This window comes from Negativicutes bacterium (assembly GCA_021372785.1).
In the GTDB taxonomy this organism is placed as follows: domain Bacteria; phylum Bacillota; class JAAYKD01; order JAAYKD01; family JAAYKD01; genus JAJFTT01.
Map to the genome: position 1 here is coordinate 1 of JAJFTT010000024.1, position 16,952 is coordinate 16,952.

A 16,952-nucleotide genomic window follows, 5' to 3' on the forward strand; every position below is an offset into this window, starting at 1 on the left:
CCGCTGCCTTGTTGCTTAACGGTTGTTAGCTCCCATCTCGCTTTTTGTTCTGCAAAAAGCTTGTTTGCTGTACTCTTTTTCTCTGTATTACTTTTCTTATTCTTTTCTCTAAAATCCCTTGACAATTCTTAGCTGGACTTATGTTTCATTACCATGCGTCTTTCATCAGAAGAGGGATGGGCTGCGCAAGAAATTGCAGGGTGACAAATACCGTGCTAGCTATGCCTATCACTAAATACCGCCCCATATCCCGATAAAGTGTTCGCATCAGCAAAATTCGAGAGGCTTCCAGGCCTAATTTTTGAGAAACAATCGGTAGAATAATTACGATAACCAGAAAACCAACGACGAAACTTACCAGTGTTTGCAGTATGGCTGGTAATAACAACCAGGGCTTTTTTACACCAATTGCACGCAGCACGCCAATTTGATATGCACCATCGCGCTGACTGAGATAAAACAAAACTCCTAAGGAGGTTGCCGTGATTGCTAAAATCAAGCCACGCAGGCTGATTACAAGAGAATCGGACATGGTTAGGCTTTGCTGCACAGTTTCATATCCAGAAGCATCCACTTGTATCATTGCATTTGGATATTTCAAAGTGATATGATTAATCACCTGATTTATGGCTGTTTTGCCATCGAGTTGAATTAGCATGGATTGAGCAGTTTGTTCTGGCAGCAACAACCGAGCGATCCCGGTTTCGGTGAGAAGCGGCACTCTGACAACATTCGCTTTGCTGCTCAATATTCCACTGATCATGTAATCCTTCGCTTCACTTGCTGACTGAGTGGCCAGTAAACTGAACGTTATCTCCCAGTTCCAATTGTAATGCCAGAGCCATATCTCCAGAAATTAGTATTTCCATCTCGTTCTCAGGTAAGTGACCGGAATCCATTTCCACCACGCTTTTGCTTCCTTCTTTTGGCAAAGCGATCAATTTCTGAATTTGAGCATAAAAATATACTTCCGTCTCGGTTATTGTCTCAGAATAATAGATACCATTGATCGATGATACTACTCTTTGCTGTTCGGGCTGAAGGCCACTTACCGTTAAATCAAAAGGCCAATCCGAACGCTGAATTTGAACTGCAGCATTTGTCATTTCGTCCAGCGCCGTTCTCAATAAAACATAACTGCTTAACGAACCAATGACAGCTAAAATCATGATTGCCATTTGCACCCGATTACGTAAAATGCTCCATTGCAGCAGTTTTCCGGATAATGCGATCATCGTTTTGTCTTCCGTAGTACATGCTGCTCCTGTAAGCGACCATCTCGGAGATGCAGCACGCGATCTGCCAAATTGACAAGTTCTGTGTTGTGCGTGACCATCAGACAAGTAGATTGATTTTCTCTTACCAGTTCCTGCAGTAACTGCATAATCTCCTGACTCGTAACTGTATCCAGATTACCGGTGGGTTCGTCGGCAAAGACGATTTTTGGCTGTGCCACCAAAGCGCGCGCTACCGTTACGCGCTGTTGCTCGCCGCCGGATAATTGCCCCGGCCGATGATTTGCCCGTTCAGCCAAGCCAACACCACTTAACATCGCCAATGCTTTTTCTTTACGCATCGAAAGTGACTTCGGATTTTGGATTTACATTGTCAACTCATTCCTGTCTCTTTATTACTAGACTCCATTGAGCTATTACTTGAGCCACCCCACCCGGCAACATTTCTTGCATATAGTAAAGAATGATATGAAGCAAAAACACATTCGGATTTGTTACCGAAATCTATTGACAATAAATAAAGTGCGTTATATGATATCGTCATATGATATCATATAACGATATCGTCTAGAAGGAGGCGCCTTACTTGCCGAAAAAAGCGATGGAAGTCCTGACAGAATCCATGTTTTATGTACTCATGTCTTTCAGACAGGGACCGATGTGTGGCATAGACATTGCAGATTATATCGAAAAGCGAACCAACGGACGACTGCAAATTGGGCCTGCGACGCTCTATACAATCCTTTCTAAATTCGAGAAAGAAAAGTATATTCGTGAAACTGAAGTGGAGGGGCGTAAACGCACCTATCGCATAACCGAGAAGGGCTCTCACGCATATGATGCAGAACTGGAACGGCTTCGGTTATGCATCTCGGATGCTGTAGATGCCGCCTAAGGAGGTAAGAATATGATTGAAAAAAGCAAAGAAGATCGTCATGTTTATATACTGCCGCCTTGCCCGTCCTACGATGTTGAAGGTATGGAAAGCTGGCTGACCGATATGGCTAAAGATGGATTGATTCTGACCAAAGATGGGGTTTTTGCCGGGATTGCAGCTTTTAAGCAAAGCCAGCCGCAATACTTAAAATACCGGTTGGAAGCGGCTCAAAAGAGTACCAGTATGTGGGCTGATGACGGCGGCGAACCAGACCAGGAAGCTGTCGAATTGAGTGATAAATATGGCTGGCAGTATATCGCAAAGCGGGGAAGTTTTTATATTTATCGTTCCTCTGAACCTGGAGCAAGAGAATTGAATACAGATCCAGAGGTTCAGGCCATTGCGCTCAACATGGTTCGCAAGCGTCAATACGACGCGGTATTTCGTGCCCTTCTATGGCTAATTCTCTACCCAATCCTACAGATTCGCGGAGATTTGCTAATCACGATGATTCACGTCCAGACCTGGTTTTTCCTGTTGGGAGCTTTTCTTCTGCTTTGGCTGTTTGCTGATTCATTAGCAGAAGTAATCCAGCTTGGGAAGCTGCGAAAAAAGCTGCAGAATAGCGGAACATTGGATCACGCCAAAGACTGGAAAAAGCGCATGGTTTGGCATCATACTAAGAATGCGTTGCAGATTGTGCTGATTATGGTGTGGCTATGTATCTTACTTCACAATTGGAGTGCTTCCGTTCTGGATGAAGATAAGACACAGCTTGTAGATTATCATGAGGATCCTCCCTTTGCAACGCTGGCTGATTTTGCTGGTGACGGTGAATACAGCTACCGCATGATTGCCTCTGGTCATGGTTTTAACACAGTCCGTGAATGGGCAGACTGGCTATCGCCTTATAACATCGATTGGTCAGAAAATGCCGAGATCAAACGAGCAGACGGATCTATACTTGAAGGAGGACTGTATGTGGATTACCACGAAGCTGTAAATTCTTGGATAGCAGAAAAATTGGCGCTGGAATATTACCATCAGGATAAGCAACGCAAATTTAAGCAGTTTGATACGCCGGCACTTGATGTAGATTATGCTGTCGCTTATATGAACGCTACAGGCTTTCCTACCATTGTGATTCAGGAAGGTAATGTTGTTGTTCATGCGACATTTAATCAAACTTCCCCCGGCTACATAATGGAAATTGATGAATGGGCTGAAATTATGGCTTATAGCATTAGTAAGTAAAAAAAGTAAAACAGCAAAGAGAAACTATTTTTTTCTGATATGCTCCCGTATCCTGCTTCATTTTCTTCAAGCCAGTCTATTTGCCATTCTTTTTATTTCTGCTACCCTCATACCGTTGATTAGTATATTAAGTAAATTTGAAACATTATGTAGCGTAGGGTTTTCGAGGAAATTTTCCAGAGAGCCAATAAGCTTATTAATTCATATAGATAATTAGTGAAGCCGGTGAGAAGTTACTCTACTTACCTTATTTGAATTTCATATGCACATAAAAAGACAGCCAGCAGAAATAATCCCCGCTGGCTATCTTTATTATTTCATATTACTTACTCCCACTCAATCGTGGCCGGAGGTTTTGAAGTGATATCATAAACAACGCGGTTGATTTCCGGCATTTCGTTGATAATACAGCCGGAGATTTTCTCCAACACATCATAAGGGATGCGCGCCCAGTCGGCGGTCATACCGTCCACACTGGTGACCGCGCGCACTACAATTGTTTGGCTGTAGGTGCGTTCGTCACCCATCACACCCACCGATTGGATATTCGGCAGCACCGTAAAGCATTGCCAGATCACACGATCAAGACCGGCATTGGTCAGTTCGCGGCGCATGATATAATCACTTTCACGCAGGATGCGCAGCTTTTCCGGAGAGAGCGCTCCCAGGCAGCGAATCGCCAAACCCGGTCCCGGGAAGGGCTGCCGATAAACCACTTTTTCCGGCAGACCAAGTTCTAAGCCCAGTTCACGGACTTCATCTTTGAATAACTCTCTGAGCGGCTCAATCAACTGGAATTTCATATCTTCCGGCAAACCGCCAACGTTATGGTGCGATTTGATGGTGGCGGCTGTTGCGGTTCCGCTTTCCACCACATCGGGATAAAGAGTTCCCTGCACCAAATAATCGATTTCGCCCAGTTTATTCGCTTCTTCTTCAAAGACGCGGATAAATTCAGTGCCGATGATTTTTCGCTTTTTCTCCGGATCGGATACTCCCTCTAGCTGATTCAAGAAACGCTCGGAAGCATCGACTGCCACCATTTTAATTTTCAGTTCGTCCCGGAATAATTGAATTACCTGAGCGCCTTCGTCTTTGCGCAGCATACCGTGATCGACAAAAACACAGGTAAGATTTTCCCCAATGGCACGATTGACCAAAGCCGCCGCTACAGAAGAATCAACGCCGCCGGACAAAGCGCAGAGCACCTTGCTGCCGCCAACTTTGGCTTTGATCCGCTCTACTTCTTCTTTGAGGAAATCGGCCATCGACCAATCGCCTTTTAGGCCGCAGATCTGAAAGAGGAAATTTTTTAAAATCGCCATGCCGTGTTCAGTGTGCGTCACTTCCGGGTGAAACTGCACACCATACAGCTTTTTCTCCGGCAACGCCATTGCCGCTACGGGAGAGTTCGGCGATTGCGCCAATACCTGCCACCCTTGCGGTACTTCTTCAATGTAAACGCCATGGCTCATCCAGCAGCTGCTGCTTTCCGTGACATTCTGCCATAGCGGTGAAGCTGCAGATTTTAGCTGCAGCGTCGTTTTGCCGTATTCTTTTTTTTCGGCCCGGCTGACCCGGCCGCCCAAAAGATACGCCATCAGCTGCATGCCATAACAAATGCCGAGAACAGGAATTCCCAGCGAAAACAAGACAGGATCGATCATCGGCGCCTGATCCGTATAGACTGTGGCAGGACCGCCGGAAAGTATAATTGCCTGGGGATCCAGGGCTTTCAGTACATCTATGTTGATATTATAAGGTTTGATTTCGCAAAAAACATGGCATTCCCGAATGCGCCTGGCAATTAACTGCACATATTGACCGCCAAAATCAAGAATAATGACGCGTTGATGTTTCATTGGTATCGGCCTTCCCTCTCTTTTTCTATGCAGCAATTATAACATATCCGAACATTGCTTGGCAAGTGCGTCTTGATTGTTCGCCAAAATCATTTTCTGGGAGAATTGCATTTTCCGCAAACAAAAACACCTTTCCGGCTCCGTGAAAGAGCAGGAAAGGTGTGGATTCATTTTAACAGCAACCTGCTTTTGGCAGAGTCTGTTTACATCATCGGCATACCGCCGCCCATGCCGCCGTCCATGCCAGCCGGCATCGGAGCGGATTTCGGTTCGGGTTTGTCGGCAACCAACGCTTCGGTTGTCAGAACCATGGCCGCCACAGACGCTGCATTTTGCAAAGCAGAGCGTGCCACTTTGGCAGGATCAACAATACCGGCAGCGATCATATCGACATACTTTTCATTCAGAGCGTCAAAACCAATGCCTTTTTCTTTGGTTTTCACTTTTTCTACCACGACGGAACCTTCAAAACCGGCATTTTGAGCAATTTGGCGAACCGGTTCTTCCAGAGCACGGGCAACAATCGCGATGCCAACTTTTTCGTCCGCATTGGCAGGTTTTAAGTTCTTCAATCCAACCAGAGCGTTGATGAAGGCAGTGCCGCCGCCGGCTACGATTCCTTCTTCCACAGCAGCGCGGGTAGCAGACAAAGCGTCTTCAATACGGAGTTTGCGTTCTTTCATTTCCACTTCGGTTGCGGCACCGACTTTGATCACGGCTACGCCGCCGGCCAATTTAGCCAGGCGTTCCTGCAATTTCTCGCGATCAAAATCAGAAGTGGTATCTTCAATTTGCTTACGGATCTGAGAAACACGTTTGGCAATGGCTTCTTTGTTGCCGGCGCCGTCGACAATCACCGTGTTTTCTTTGCCGACACGGATCTGGCGGGCATGTCCGAGTTGTTCTACTTCAGTCGTCTTCAGATCAAGACCGACTTCTTCGGAGATGACCTCGCCGCCGGTGAGGATAGCGATATCTTCCAGCATCGCTTTTCTTCTGTCACCAAAACCGGGAGCTTTGACGGCAACACAGTTCAGGGTGCCGCGCAGTTTGTTGACAACCAGGGTTGCCATGGCTTCGCCTTCCACGTCTTCCGCTAAAATAACCAGCGGGCGGCCGCGTTGAACTACTTTTTCCAAAACCGGCAGGATTTCCTGGATATTGGAAATCTTTTTATCGGTAATCAGCAGGAAGGGTTCATCCAGAATTGCTTCCATTTTATCGGTATCGGTTACCATATAAGCGGAAACATAACCGCGGTCGAACTGCATGCCTTCCACAACTTCCAATTCAGTCAGCATGGATTTGGATTCTTCAACGGTGATCACACCTTCTCTGCCTACTTTATCCATCGCTTCGGAGATCAGTTTGCCGACGGTTTCATCGTTCGCAGAAATGGAGGCAACCTGGGCAATCGATTCGCTGCTTTCCACGGGTTTGGCCATTTTGCGGATTTCTTCCACGGCAGCTTCCACTGCTTTTTCAATTCCGCGGCGAATCACCATCGGATTGGCGCCGGCAGTTACATTCTTTAAGCCTTCGCGCACCATGGCTTGCGCCAAAAGGGTGGCTGTGGTGGTTCCGTCACCGGCAACATCGTTGGTCTTGGTTGCTACTTCTTTCACAAGCTGAGCGCCCATGTTCTCAAAGGCATCTTCCAGTTCAATTTCGCGGGCAATGGTAACGCCGTCGTTGGTGATTTGCGGAGCGCCGAATTTCTTATCCAGCACAACATTGCGGCCCTTGGGTCCTAAGGTGATGATAACGGTGTTCGCCAATTGATTGATGCCGCGCTCTAAAGCGTGACGAGCTTCCTCATTATAAATAATCTGTTTTGCCATTGGTTTCACTCCTATTCTCTTACTTAATTCTTTTATTTAATGATGGCCAGAATATCCTTTTCACTTAAAATCAAATAATCCTCGCCGCTGTTTTTTACTTCGCTGCCGGCATATTTGGAATAGATCACGCGATCACCTACACTGACTTCCAGGGCAACTTTTTGCCCGTTGTCCAGGATCTTACCGCTGCCGACAGCGACAACTTCACCTTCCTGCGGCTTTTCTTTGGCATTACCCGGTAATACAATCCCGCTCGCCAATTTTTCTTCCTGAGGTAAAACTTTAATCACAACACGATCTCCTAATGGTTTTAAGTTCATCTGGACTTCCTCCTTCAATTTGATCATTGTTAGCACTCTCAGCTGTTGAGTGCTAACTTCTGTTCCTATGATAATCATCTTCCGGTTCTTAGGCAACTGCGACTACAAGCTTTATTTAACCATATTTGGTAATCAGCAGAGATAATTACGTTTTTTTGAATTTCAGTCTCTTGTTTCTTCCCGTTTAAACCTGTTCTCTCCCGTTTACACCAAAAAAGCTATAAAATGCAGAATCCGTTAGCAAATAATCAATCGTTTGGTCATGCGGTTTTGGCTGCAATTTTTCTACAATCTGAAAATCATAGGCTATCGCCACCCGCGGGGCATTCGCCCGGCAGCGTAAGAGAAATCGATCGTAAAAGCCGGCGCCATATCCCATGCGATTACCCGTCCGATCAAAGACAGAACCCGGGATCAAAATGAAATCAAGCGCTGTTGGCTCGACCTTCGTTGCCGGGCAGTCCGGCGGCTCCAGAATACCGTAATTGCTGTTCACAAGATCTGCCCAGGATTTGATTCTATGTGCTTCCAGGCGGCGATCTTCAGGATGACAGCGAGGCACCGCAACCAGCTTGCCGCTCGACCAAGCCAGTTCAATCAACGCCCGGGTATCGATTTCACTGCGAAAAGAAACAAACAGCATCACGTCTTTAGCCTGCTGCCATTGCGGCAGGGCTGCCAAACGCTGTGCCACAGCGGCGGCGGCGGCAGCTCTCGTTTCATTCGACAGGCTGTCACGCAGGCTTAAAATGCGGCTGCGCAGTTCCTTGTCCTCCATTACAGCACCTTCTTCTTTTCTTGCACAGCCGCTATCGCTTCACCCAGCTGTAAATCCGGATAAGCATTCAAATAGTAATCGGCTGTTTCTCCGCGCAGGTATTTGTAATAACCAGCGGCAGCAATCATAGCACCGTTATCCGTGCAGAGCGTCAAAGACGGAACCGAGAAAGAAATTTGGTAAAGATCGGCAATTTCATGCATGGCTTTGCGCAGCGCTTGGTTGGCCGCTACGCCGCCGGCCAGCATAAAAGACGCATAGCGATGCCGGCTCATTTCCCTTTCCACATTCGCCAGCAGGGATTGCACAACCGTCTGCTGAAAAGAGGCAGCCAAATCAGCCAGATTGAAAACCTCGCCGTTTTGTTCCGCCTTATGGTGTAAATTAATCACCGTTGTCTTTAACCCACTGAACGACCATTCCTGGTGTTCATTGATGCTGGCCAAAGGCAGGGTATAAGCATTCGGATTGCCTGCTTGGGCCAACTTCTCCACCGCAGGACCGCCGGGATAGGATAAGCCCAAAACGCGCGCCACTTTATCAAACGCTTCGCCGGCTGCGTCATCGCGGGTGCTGCCTAAAATTTCCAATTTACCATGTTCAGGAATCCGAATCAAATCGGTATGCCCGCCGGAAACCACCAGGCAGAGCGCCGGAAAAGGCAGATCGGGATGTTCCAGAAAATTGGCATAGATATGACCTTCCAGATGATTCACAGCCACTAAAGGTTTCTCTAAAGCGTAAGCCAGCGCCTTGGCGGTAGAGACACCAACCAATAAAGCGCCTACCAAACCCGGTCCGCAAGTGACCGCGATGGCGGTTAAGTCCTGCAGGGTGACCCCGGCTTCCTGCAGCGCTTCCGCAATCACCTGATTGACGACTTCCAAATGCTTGCGGGAGGCAATCTCCGGCACGACACCGCCAAAAAGGCGATGGATGGGAATCTGGGTAGAGATGAGATTGCTCAGCACTTTGCTGCCATTTTGCAGGACAGCTGCTGAAGTTTCATCGCAGGAAGTCTCCAGGCCCAAGATTAATTGACGCCTAGACATCTGCTTTCCCCTCCTCCTCTGCTTCCGGAATCAGCCAATCTTCCCGTATGGCACAGTCATTCATATTACGCTTCCAGAGGATCAGCGCGTCTTCTTTGTTATCGGTATAATAGCCTTCGCGGCAGCCTTCTTCGACAAAACCAAATTGCTGATAAAGCCGCAGGGCCGGCAGATTGCTGCGCCGTACTTCCAAGGTACAGGCGACGATATTACAGCCGCGGGCGTTCGCCAGTAAAACGCTGAGCAATTGCTTGGCCAAGCCCCGCTGCCGCCAGGCGGGATCGACTGCCACGTTGGTAATGTGACCTTCATCAAAGACCAGCCAAATTCCGGCGTACCCCACCACCAATTCCCGGACCGTCACGACCAAATAGTGCGCCAAAGGATTTTTGGTCAACTCCTCCTGAAAAGCGCTTCTGGGCCAGGGCATACTGAAACAACGCTGTTCCAGAGCCATCACCTGATCCAAATCTTCCAGTTTCATGGCGCGGATCTGAAACGTCTCCTGCGCCTTCATCACTTCGTTCATGCTTTCTCCTACTCCTTGGCCAGACGGGCTAAGCGTTTCACTTCCGCTTCCGATTGCCGTAAATACTGCAGTCTCAGGGCAAACAGCGAAGTGTTTTGACCCTTTTGCAGCTTATGGTAACCCAGCGTTCCCAGCATCGCCGGACGCGGCAGACGCTGACAATCGGGCGCCAGGCGGCTGCGATCCCCCAATACTTGCAGCACTGCTTCCCGATACGTCTCCATGGCATCACCGATCGGCCAAACAAGCTCGGGATAGGGCTGGATCATCGCAGCCAGTTCTGTCAGTTTTCGCTGACAAGGTTCGATCAGTGTTTCCAATTGCTGGTCCCGGCGGCGATACAGGGCTGTATAAAATTCACCGCGTCTGGCGTCCAGCAAAGGCAGAATCAACCCATTACCGCCGGCAAATCCGGCAGCCCAGGCTTCCAGAGTCGAGACGCCAACCAGCGGACAGTTCAATCCCTGAGCCAAACCTTTGGCCGTACTCATACCAATCCGTAAACCGGTAAAGGACCCCGGCCCTTCCGTCACCACAATCGCCTCAATCTGCGTAATCGCATAACCTGCTTCCCGCAAGAGAAAATCCAGGGCGGGCAGCAGACGCTGCGAATGGGTCTTTCCCGATGAGATGATACATTCTGCCAAGACGGTTTCATCCTGCAGCAAAGCCAAACCAGAATAACGGGTAGCGGCATCGATAGCAATCAGCAGCATCTGATCAACTCCTTCAGCAAAGACTCATACGGCGCACCGGTGGCAGCCCAGTCGTAATCCCGACCGACCGGTGCATATGAAATTGAAAGCTGCAAATACTCTGTCGGAGCTAAGTGCGGAAATAATCCCATCCATTCCACCAGCACAACCGCTTCGCCGTTCTGCAATTCATCCCAGCCAAGATCAAGCACTTCTTCCTCCTGCTGCAGACGATATAAATCCAGATGATGTACTAAAAAACGGCCATTGTAGCTATGCAGCAAAGCAAAAGTCGGGCTTTGCACCGGACGCTCAATGCCCAAAGCGGCTAAAACCGCCTGCGTAAATGTTGTTTTCCCCGCCCCCAATTCACCGTCCAAAGCAATAAAAGCACCCGGGAAAAGCAAACCGGCCAATCGCCGGGCAGTCTTGGTCATCTGAGCAACCGACACCGCTTCCTGATGCCATTCTATCATTTCAGTCTCCTTTGCAGGTCTACTTGTCGATGAATTTTTCCACATTGGCACGGGGAACCGCTAATAATTCCCCGTTGATTGAGAGTTGGTAAATCAACGTCTGCACGCCGGATGGTAAAATCACTTCCTGTTCCGGATCGGCGGTGATTTTACCAACCAAGCCAAACCAAGGTTCGCGGATGATACGCACCGTATCGCCAACCTGCAGTTCTTCCATCACAGAGACTGTTTGTTCGGTTTCTGTGCTGATGGAATCGTTTTCTCCCGCCGGCAGCAGAATTTCAGGTCGAATCACGCCGGCGCGAATCTGTGTCAACCCATTGATCGAAACCGTTTTCCCTTCATAAGCAGCAACAGTTTGAAAAAATTGCTGCCGCATCGGAATCTGACCCATTCCTTCCGTGATCACCAGAGTCAGCTTAATGTCCTGATTCATCATACCCGGTCTCACTTCGTGCCCCAATAAACGAACGATATCAATATTATGCGCACCGCCGCAGATGATACCGGCCGCCCCAACCTGCAGCGCCTTTTGCATCGCCTCATAAGTCAGCAAAGAACCGGCCAAAAGAATCTTACCCTGATCCGCAGCCGTGATTTCTTTTGCATCCAAAATATCCTGCGCCGTATTGACGGCCTGACGCAGTTCACCCCAGGCTTCGCCGCCAATACCAAATATCCCATTCAGGCGGATCAGATCGCTTTCCAGTACCGCACCCAAGTCAGGCACGATTTCCACTACATGCCCGCTGACATAAGCAAAAGTTTGCGTCAGAACAAAGGGCCGCTTGATCGAGATGACAGCTCCGTCAATTTGAGTAATCACACCGGCAATCGGTGCAAGCACCCGCTGATTGTCTTCGTCCATCGCCAGGGTATCGCCCATTTGCAGCACATCACCCACCCGCACCTGAATGATGCGTTTGGCCAACAATACCGGCATATCTAATTCTTTGGCGATATCGACCTGGCGCAGCGGTTCGTCCGGATCACCTTCCAAACGTAAGGCAATCGTACCCAGCAAAGAGGAAATCTGTTCGATATTACCGTCGGCAGGAGATAGTATTTCCAAGACCTGACCGTTTTGAATCACCCCGGCCAGAACCTGACCGGCTTTGACATTTTCCCCCTCCTTGACGACAACCAATTGCGGCATCATCGTTGGAGCCAGACCGAATTTTTCGGCAACCGGAATCAGGACGGGTTCCACCGGCTGCAATTTTGTTTCCGCAATTAGTGTGTCTGGAAACACCTGCTGGCCTTTTTCGACCAGGACTTTGCCGATATTCGGCAATACCCGTGTGAATCTTTCCCGTTTGGCTTGCATTAAATTCCCCTCCCGCTGACGTCAGTTTGCTCCTGCCAGATTTTACTTTGCTGACGTTTTTTCGCAATCGATTTCTCCCAACGCAAATCCCGTCCGCGTAAATCAACAATAATCCCTACCAAGCCGCCTTTGACTGTCTGATGGAAAGGTTTCCAGAATCCCCTGCCATAATTCAATTTGAGATGACCCGAAATCTCAACCTCGGCTTCTTCTCCTGCAGGCAACGGAAATACATGCAGCTGACCGTAGCGCAGTTCCTGCTGCAGCGTTCCGGATTTTTGTTTGATCGTAATCCTGCCCATTTTCTCCTGATTGAAACCATAGCCGGTCGGTGCAATACAGCAACCCAGTGGCTGCAGACAGATGGTTTCCAGGATATTCAGCGCTGCCGCTTCATTCACTTGGCTGAACACTCCGGCATGCGGCAGCATAAACGAGTGATCCAGCGCCAATTCGGTGTAGCCAACCGGCTGGAAACCATCGATCATCATCATGGCGGATTGTATTGCCTGCGGCGCATGAGAAATCACTCCGCCGCTGCCAATCAGCAGATCAATATCGCGGATGGTAAATAATTGATGGGTGCCGAATGCTTCTGCCGAGGCTTGTTTCCAATCGCCTTCCGGTTTATTGCCCCGCAAAGCAACCGCTAAACTAAAATGCTGTCCCAGAGAAAGGCGCAGCGCCTCCCGTGCCAGCGCCTGTTCCACCAACAAAGCTTCTTTACTATAGGGCAGGGTGGTAGGCCGCAGCATCTTGTTATGCAGCCAATCGCGCACATCGGCTTCCGCCAACGTTTCCGGCAGCCAGCGCAGGATATTTTCAATTCCCGCTTCTGCCAAAACATGCATCGCACTGTAGCTCATGCCCAAATTCGCACTGACCGTACGGTAAAATTCGCCGTTCACCACAGAAAAAACATCGGTGGTCGCGCCGCCGATATCCATCGCCATCACATTGCAGCCGCGCTTTTGCGCCAGCAATTGCAGCGATTTTCCCACTGCGGTCGGTGTGGGTAAAATTGGCGCGGACACCCGCTGCTGCACACCCGCATAGCCGGGCGCCTGTGTCATGACATGATTGAGGAAGATGTCCTGAATAGCTTTGCGGGTAGGCGCCAAATTTTCTTGATCCAAAGCCGGGCGCAGATTTTCCACAAAGCGAACTTCCATATTCGTCTCGTGATTTTCAAAATAAGGCCGTAATTCCGAATTACCGGCAAAAATCAGCGGGATTTTCTCCGCTCCCAAACGACTTTTCGGCGCTGCCTTAAAGAGACTGTCCGCCAAAACCGCTACTTCCAATAAGGCGCCGCCTTCAATTCCGCCGGCCATCAGTACCATATCCGGACGCAACTCGCGAATTCTGGCAATCCGACTATACATTTCCAAACCATCGTCCTGCGCCATCACATCCAAAATCACCGCTCCGGCACCCAGCGCCGCGCGTTCCGCCGATTCTGCCGTCATGCCTTTGACCAAGCCGATAACCAGCATCTGCAAGCCACCGCCGGCGCTGCTGGTTGCCAATAAACCGTCCAATGCGCCGGGATTCGCCTGTAAAAAAACCTTTTCATCACTGAGCGGCAGATTCAGGCTGGCTTCCAGCCGGTTTACGGCTTGGAACAGCCCCAATTTTACATCATTGTAGGGTGCTTCCACCGTGGTAGGAGCATCGGCGCCACCTAAAAGCCTGACTTTGGCGCCATCCGTTTCAAACAATAACGCTTTGGTCGTTGTACTGCCGAGATCGACGATCAAATATCTCTTCTTCTCCATTAAGATCCTGCCCTTCCTCGCATCTTTGAGCGATTCAAAGCGCCGCCCGAAGATTGCCGTATCACTGTTATTCAAATTTCATTGACGCCAATCCAGACAGAACCTAACTCCGCGCCTGAGTTGTTGCTTTTCTGTTTTCCAGATAAGTGTAGAAAAAGCCACTGAAGGTATAAAGCATGAGCGGCAAAAAAAGCCACTCCAGAGCAAAGTAACAGAACACCGCGATGACCAGAATCGAAAGCAGAATTCCGGCGGGTTTTTTTAAAAAAGGTACCGCCTTCAAATCGGGATAGCGGATGCGGCTCACCATTAAAAAAGCCAGCAAAAGGGTGAAAGCCGCCATACCCCAGGCTGTCAACAATTGCCAATGCAGTGCTGTTGCCGCCAGGATGCCACCCGCACCGGTGATTGGCATACCGGTAAACCCTTTGCCCGGTATACTGAGATTGGTGTTAAAACGAGCCAACCGCAATGCCCCGCAGACTGCAAAAGTGATGCCCACCAGCATGCCGACAAGACCCATTTGCTGCAGCAGCATGCGGTAAAGCAAAAAAGCGGGCGCCACCCCAAACGAGACCACATCGCAAAGCGAATCCAGTTCTTTGCCAAAATCGCTGCCGCCGGCGCTGAACACTCTGGCCACCTTACCGTCCAGGGCATCAAAAATCATACTGCCCAAGACAGCCAGGACGGCCAGTGAATATTGTCCTTCCACTGCCAATTCCAGACTGATCAGTCCACAAACCAGATTCATGGCAGTACAAGCATTGGCCAGCCAAAAGCCCAGTTTCATCTTAATCCACCGCACCCTTCAAACCGGCGGCAATCGCTTCCTGAATGTTGCGCACAGGCATCAACTGTATTCCTTCTAACCGGACAGGTTTGCCGCCTGCAGGAATCAGAGCCCGCTCAAAACCCAGTCGGGCTGCTTCGCGCAGCCGCTGCTCCAGGCGTGTCACACTGCGCAATTCACCGGTCAAACCAACTTCACCAATAGCAACCACACTGGCATCCAGCGGCCTTTCCCGGAAGCTGGAAGCCAGCGCTAAAATCACCGCCAAATCGGCGGCGGGCTCGCTGATCCGCAAGCCGCCGGCTACATTAATATACGCGTCCAGCATCCCCATCTGCAATCCGAGTCTTTTTTCTAAAATAGCGATCAGCATAGCCATGCGGTTATGATCGAAACCGTTGGCCAAGCGCCGGGGATTCTGATAATTGGTATTACTGACTAAGGCCTGCACCTCGGCCAGCAGCGGACGGCTGCCTTCCAGCAGCGCGGTCACCGCAGAACCGGGTCCGTGCAGCGGCCGCTCCGCTAAAAAGATAGCAGAAGGGTTCTTCACTTCAATCAAACCGTTCTCGGTCATTTCAAAAACACCGATTTCATTGGTGGAACCGAAACGATTCTTCACCGCCCGCACGATCCGGAAATTTTGGTGATGATCCCCTTCAAAATAAAGCACCGTATCGACCATGTGTTCGAGCATTTTTGGACCGGCGATGGCGCCTTCCTTGGTGACATGGCCGACAATGAATATCACCATACCGGTGGTTTTGGCCATGCGCATCAGCTGCGCGGTAATGTCACGCACCTGGCTGACCGTCCCGGGAGCAGAGGTTAAATCGGAGCGATAGACGGTCTGAATGGAGTCGATCACCATACAGCTGGGTTTCAGGCGCAGTACAATTTCCTGCAATTGATCCAGACAGGTTTCCGATTGAATATAAACCGTATCAGGCACCGCACCCAGGCGGTTCGCCCGCATTTTGATCTGCTGCTGCGATTCCTCACCGCTCCAATATAAAACCGAAGTACGACTCTGGCCCAATAACAAGGCGACCTGCAACATCAGCGTAGATTTGCCGATGCCGGGTTCTCCCCCAACCAAAATCAGCGAACCCTCTACCAGACCGCCGCCAAGCACTCGGTCCAGCTCCTCAATGCCGACCAGACGCCTCTGCTCTTTGGCTAAGGTTACCTTCGTAAGCTGCTGCGGCTCCGATAAACGCTCGCCTCCTTTGCTGTGAGGTTCAGCGGTCGGTTCCAATTCTTCCACAAAGCTGCTCCAGCTGTCGCAATCGGGACAGCGGCCCAGCCATTTACTGGTCGTGTAACCACATTGCTGACAAACAAATCTGGTTTTTTCTTTGGCCAGCGGAAAACACCTCCTACCCATACTCTATCTCAACGATTGCAACGTTTCTACTCGATATCAAATAGATTGCATGCAAACAATCATCTTTTCTTTGTTCTGCATGTGTAATCTGAATTCCTTGTCTGAGCACAAAAAGTCAGGCAGCAATCGTGCGATGCTTTCTGTTAGACAGCAAAATTCCAAGGACTAGCCAAAAAAACCCACCCTGCTAATTACCACCAAGTGAATTTTTCGCCAAAGTCCTTTCATAAAGCGGCTCGCTGCTCGATCACCGCACCATCCGGCCAAGGAGAAAACAGACGTCTTTGCTATCGGTTTTGCCTGCTTTGGACCCGTTCGATCGTTTGTCTCATCCATTATATTATACCGAGTATTTTTATTTATTTATGAATATTTCAGTAGATTAGTCTACTGCCATTGCGATTATTGTACTTCATAACAGAGAATTGATTCGTCTCATTCCAAGATTCGTTTTCGTAGTGGGTACTTTTGGGGAATGCACGTTGATTCAACAGATATTACACGGATTCAATTCGTTTCTTTTTTCTCAATGTCTATGGTTCCTGGCTTCCCGTTTAATTATAACAAGGAAGAGCATTCCGAAATATTCCGGAGCAATTTGAGCCAATAAGCCCTATAAACACTATAAAATATTAATTTTTAGGCTGGTTATCGCTAGATTTTATCCTTATTACATGGTATAATTGTAACAAGGAATGAGGTGTTGACGATGACCTTAGTTTATGCAAAAAACAAGCGCAACGGTATA

At 49.1% G+C, this 16,952-nt stretch carries 17 protein-coding genes; 2 read left to right on the plus strand and 15 right to left on the minus strand.

Going from position 1 to position 16,952, the window contains the following annotated elements; translation table 11 throughout:
* Positions 1–148 precede the first annotated feature (148 nt).
* From LLG09_03070 to LLG09_03080, 3 genes are read right to left on the minus strand one after another with little or no spacing between them, the layout of a single operon-like run.
* Positions 149–763: a hypothetical protein gene (locus tag LLG09_03070; GenBank protein MCE5196097.1), complete on the minus strand. Its 615-nt coding sequence runs from the start codon at positions 761–763 to the stop codon at positions 149–151.
* Between the two features lie 13 nt (positions 764–776).
* Positions 777–1,235, minus strand: a complete 459-nt coding sequence (locus LLG09_03075) for a hypothetical protein (GenBank protein MCE5196098.1) — start codon at positions 1,233–1,235, stop codon at positions 777–779.
* Positions 1,232–1,576 carry an ATP-binding cassette domain-containing protein gene (locus tag LLG09_03080; GenBank protein ID MCE5196099.1) on the minus strand — a complete coding sequence of 115 codons (345 nt, stop codon included), beginning with the start codon at positions 1,574–1,576 and terminating at the stop codon, positions 1,232–1,234. Before LLG09_03080 ends, LLG09_03075 begins: the two co-directional genes overlap by 4 nt.
* A 245-nt stretch (positions 1,577–1,821) precedes the next feature.
* Here LLG09_03080 and LLG09_03085 point away from each other — a divergent pair, with 245 nt between their 5' ends.
* Entirely contained in the window at positions 1,822–2,130 is a 309-nt protein-coding gene (locus LLG09_03085) for a PadR family transcriptional regulator (GenBank protein ID MCE5196100.1), read from the plus strand.
* A gap of 12 nt (positions 2,131–2,142) precedes the next feature.
* Positions 2,143–3,366, plus strand: a complete 1,224-nt coding sequence (locus LLG09_03090; protein MCE5196101.1) for a DUF2812 domain-containing protein — start codon at positions 2,143–2,145, stop codon at positions 3,364–3,366.
* A 326-nt stretch (positions 3,367–3,692) separates the two neighbouring features.
* Here the strand turns inward: LLG09_03090 and guaA are convergent, their stop codons facing one another.
* The 12 genes from guaA to radA form a co-directional block, all read right to left on the minus strand.
* The gene (gene guaA, locus LLG09_03095; protein ID MCE5196102.1) at positions 3,693–5,228 is read right to left on the minus strand and encodes a glutamine-hydrolyzing GMP synthase; all 1,536 of its coding nucleotides are present in this window, start codon (positions 5,226–5,228) and stop codon (positions 3,693–3,695) included.
* Positions 5,229–5,431: 203 nt separating this feature from the next.
* Positions 5,432–7,069: a chaperonin GroEL gene (groL, locus tag LLG09_03100; GenBank protein MCE5196103.1), complete on the minus strand. Its 1,638-nt coding sequence runs from the start codon at positions 7,067–7,069 to the stop codon at positions 5,432–5,434.
* A 32-nt stretch (positions 7,070–7,101) separates the two neighbouring features.
* Positions 7,102–7,389: a co-chaperone GroES gene (gene groES / locus LLG09_03105; protein ID MCE5196104.1), complete on the minus strand. Its 288-nt coding sequence runs from the start codon at positions 7,387–7,389 to the stop codon at positions 7,102–7,104.
* A gap of 184 nt (positions 7,390–7,573) precedes the next feature.
* A complete protein-coding gene (locus LLG09_03110; GenBank protein ID MCE5196105.1) occupies positions 7,574–8,167 on the minus strand; it encodes a 5-formyltetrahydrofolate cyclo-ligase in 594 nt (197 codons plus the stop codon).
* Positions 8,167–9,219, minus strand: coding sequence for a tRNA (adenosine(37)-N6)-threonylcarbamoyltransferase complex transferase subunit TsaD (gene tsaD, locus LLG09_03115; protein MCE5196106.1), 1,053 nt, complete (start codon positions 9,217–9,219; stop codon positions 8,167–8,169). Before tsaD ends, LLG09_03110 begins: the two co-directional genes overlap by 1 nt.
* Positions 9,212–9,748, minus strand: a complete 537-nt coding sequence (gene rimI, locus LLG09_03120; protein ID MCE5196107.1) for a ribosomal protein S18-alanine N-acetyltransferase — start codon at positions 9,746–9,748, stop codon at positions 9,212–9,214. The genes tsaD and rimI overlap by 8 nt, the downstream gene beginning before the upstream one ends.
* 8 nt (positions 9,749–9,756) lie before the next feature.
* On the minus strand, positions 9,757–10,464 hold the full coding sequence (gene tsaB / locus LLG09_03125) for a tRNA (adenosine(37)-N6)-threonylcarbamoyltransferase complex dimerization subunit type 1 TsaB (protein MCE5196108.1): 708 nt from the start codon (positions 10,462–10,464) through the stop codon (positions 9,757–9,759).
* The gene (tsaE, locus tag LLG09_03130) at positions 10,455–10,919 is read right to left on the minus strand and encodes a tRNA (adenosine(37)-N6)-threonylcarbamoyltransferase complex ATPase subunit type 1 TsaE (protein MCE5196109.1); all 465 of its coding nucleotides are present in this window, start codon (positions 10,917–10,919) and stop codon (positions 10,455–10,457) included. Before tsaE ends, tsaB begins: the two co-directional genes overlap by 10 nt.
* 19 nt (positions 10,920–10,938) lie before the next feature.
* Positions 10,939–12,246, minus strand: coding sequence for a hypothetical protein (locus LLG09_03135; GenBank protein ID MCE5196110.1), 1,308 nt, complete (start codon positions 12,244–12,246; stop codon positions 10,939–10,941).
* Positions 12,246–14,024, minus strand: a complete 1,779-nt coding sequence (locus tag LLG09_03140; protein ID MCE5196111.1) for a glutamate mutase L — start codon at positions 14,022–14,024, stop codon at positions 12,246–12,248. The genes LLG09_03135 and LLG09_03140 overlap by 1 nt, the downstream gene beginning before the upstream one ends.
* Before the next feature lie 103 nt (positions 14,025–14,127).
* The gene (gene pssA / locus LLG09_03145; protein ID MCE5196112.1) at positions 14,128–14,817 is read right to left on the minus strand and encodes a CDP-diacylglycerol--serine O-phosphatidyltransferase; all 690 of its coding nucleotides are present in this window, start codon (positions 14,815–14,817) and stop codon (positions 14,128–14,130) included.
* A 1-nt stretch (position 14,818) separates the two neighbouring features.
* Positions 14,819–16,183 (minus strand): DNA repair protein RadA, encoded by a 1,365-nt coding sequence (gene radA / locus LLG09_03150; GenBank protein MCE5196113.1) that lies wholly within the window; start codon positions 16,181–16,183, stop codon positions 14,819–14,821.
* Between the last annotated feature and the right edge of the window lie 769 nt (positions 16,184–16,952).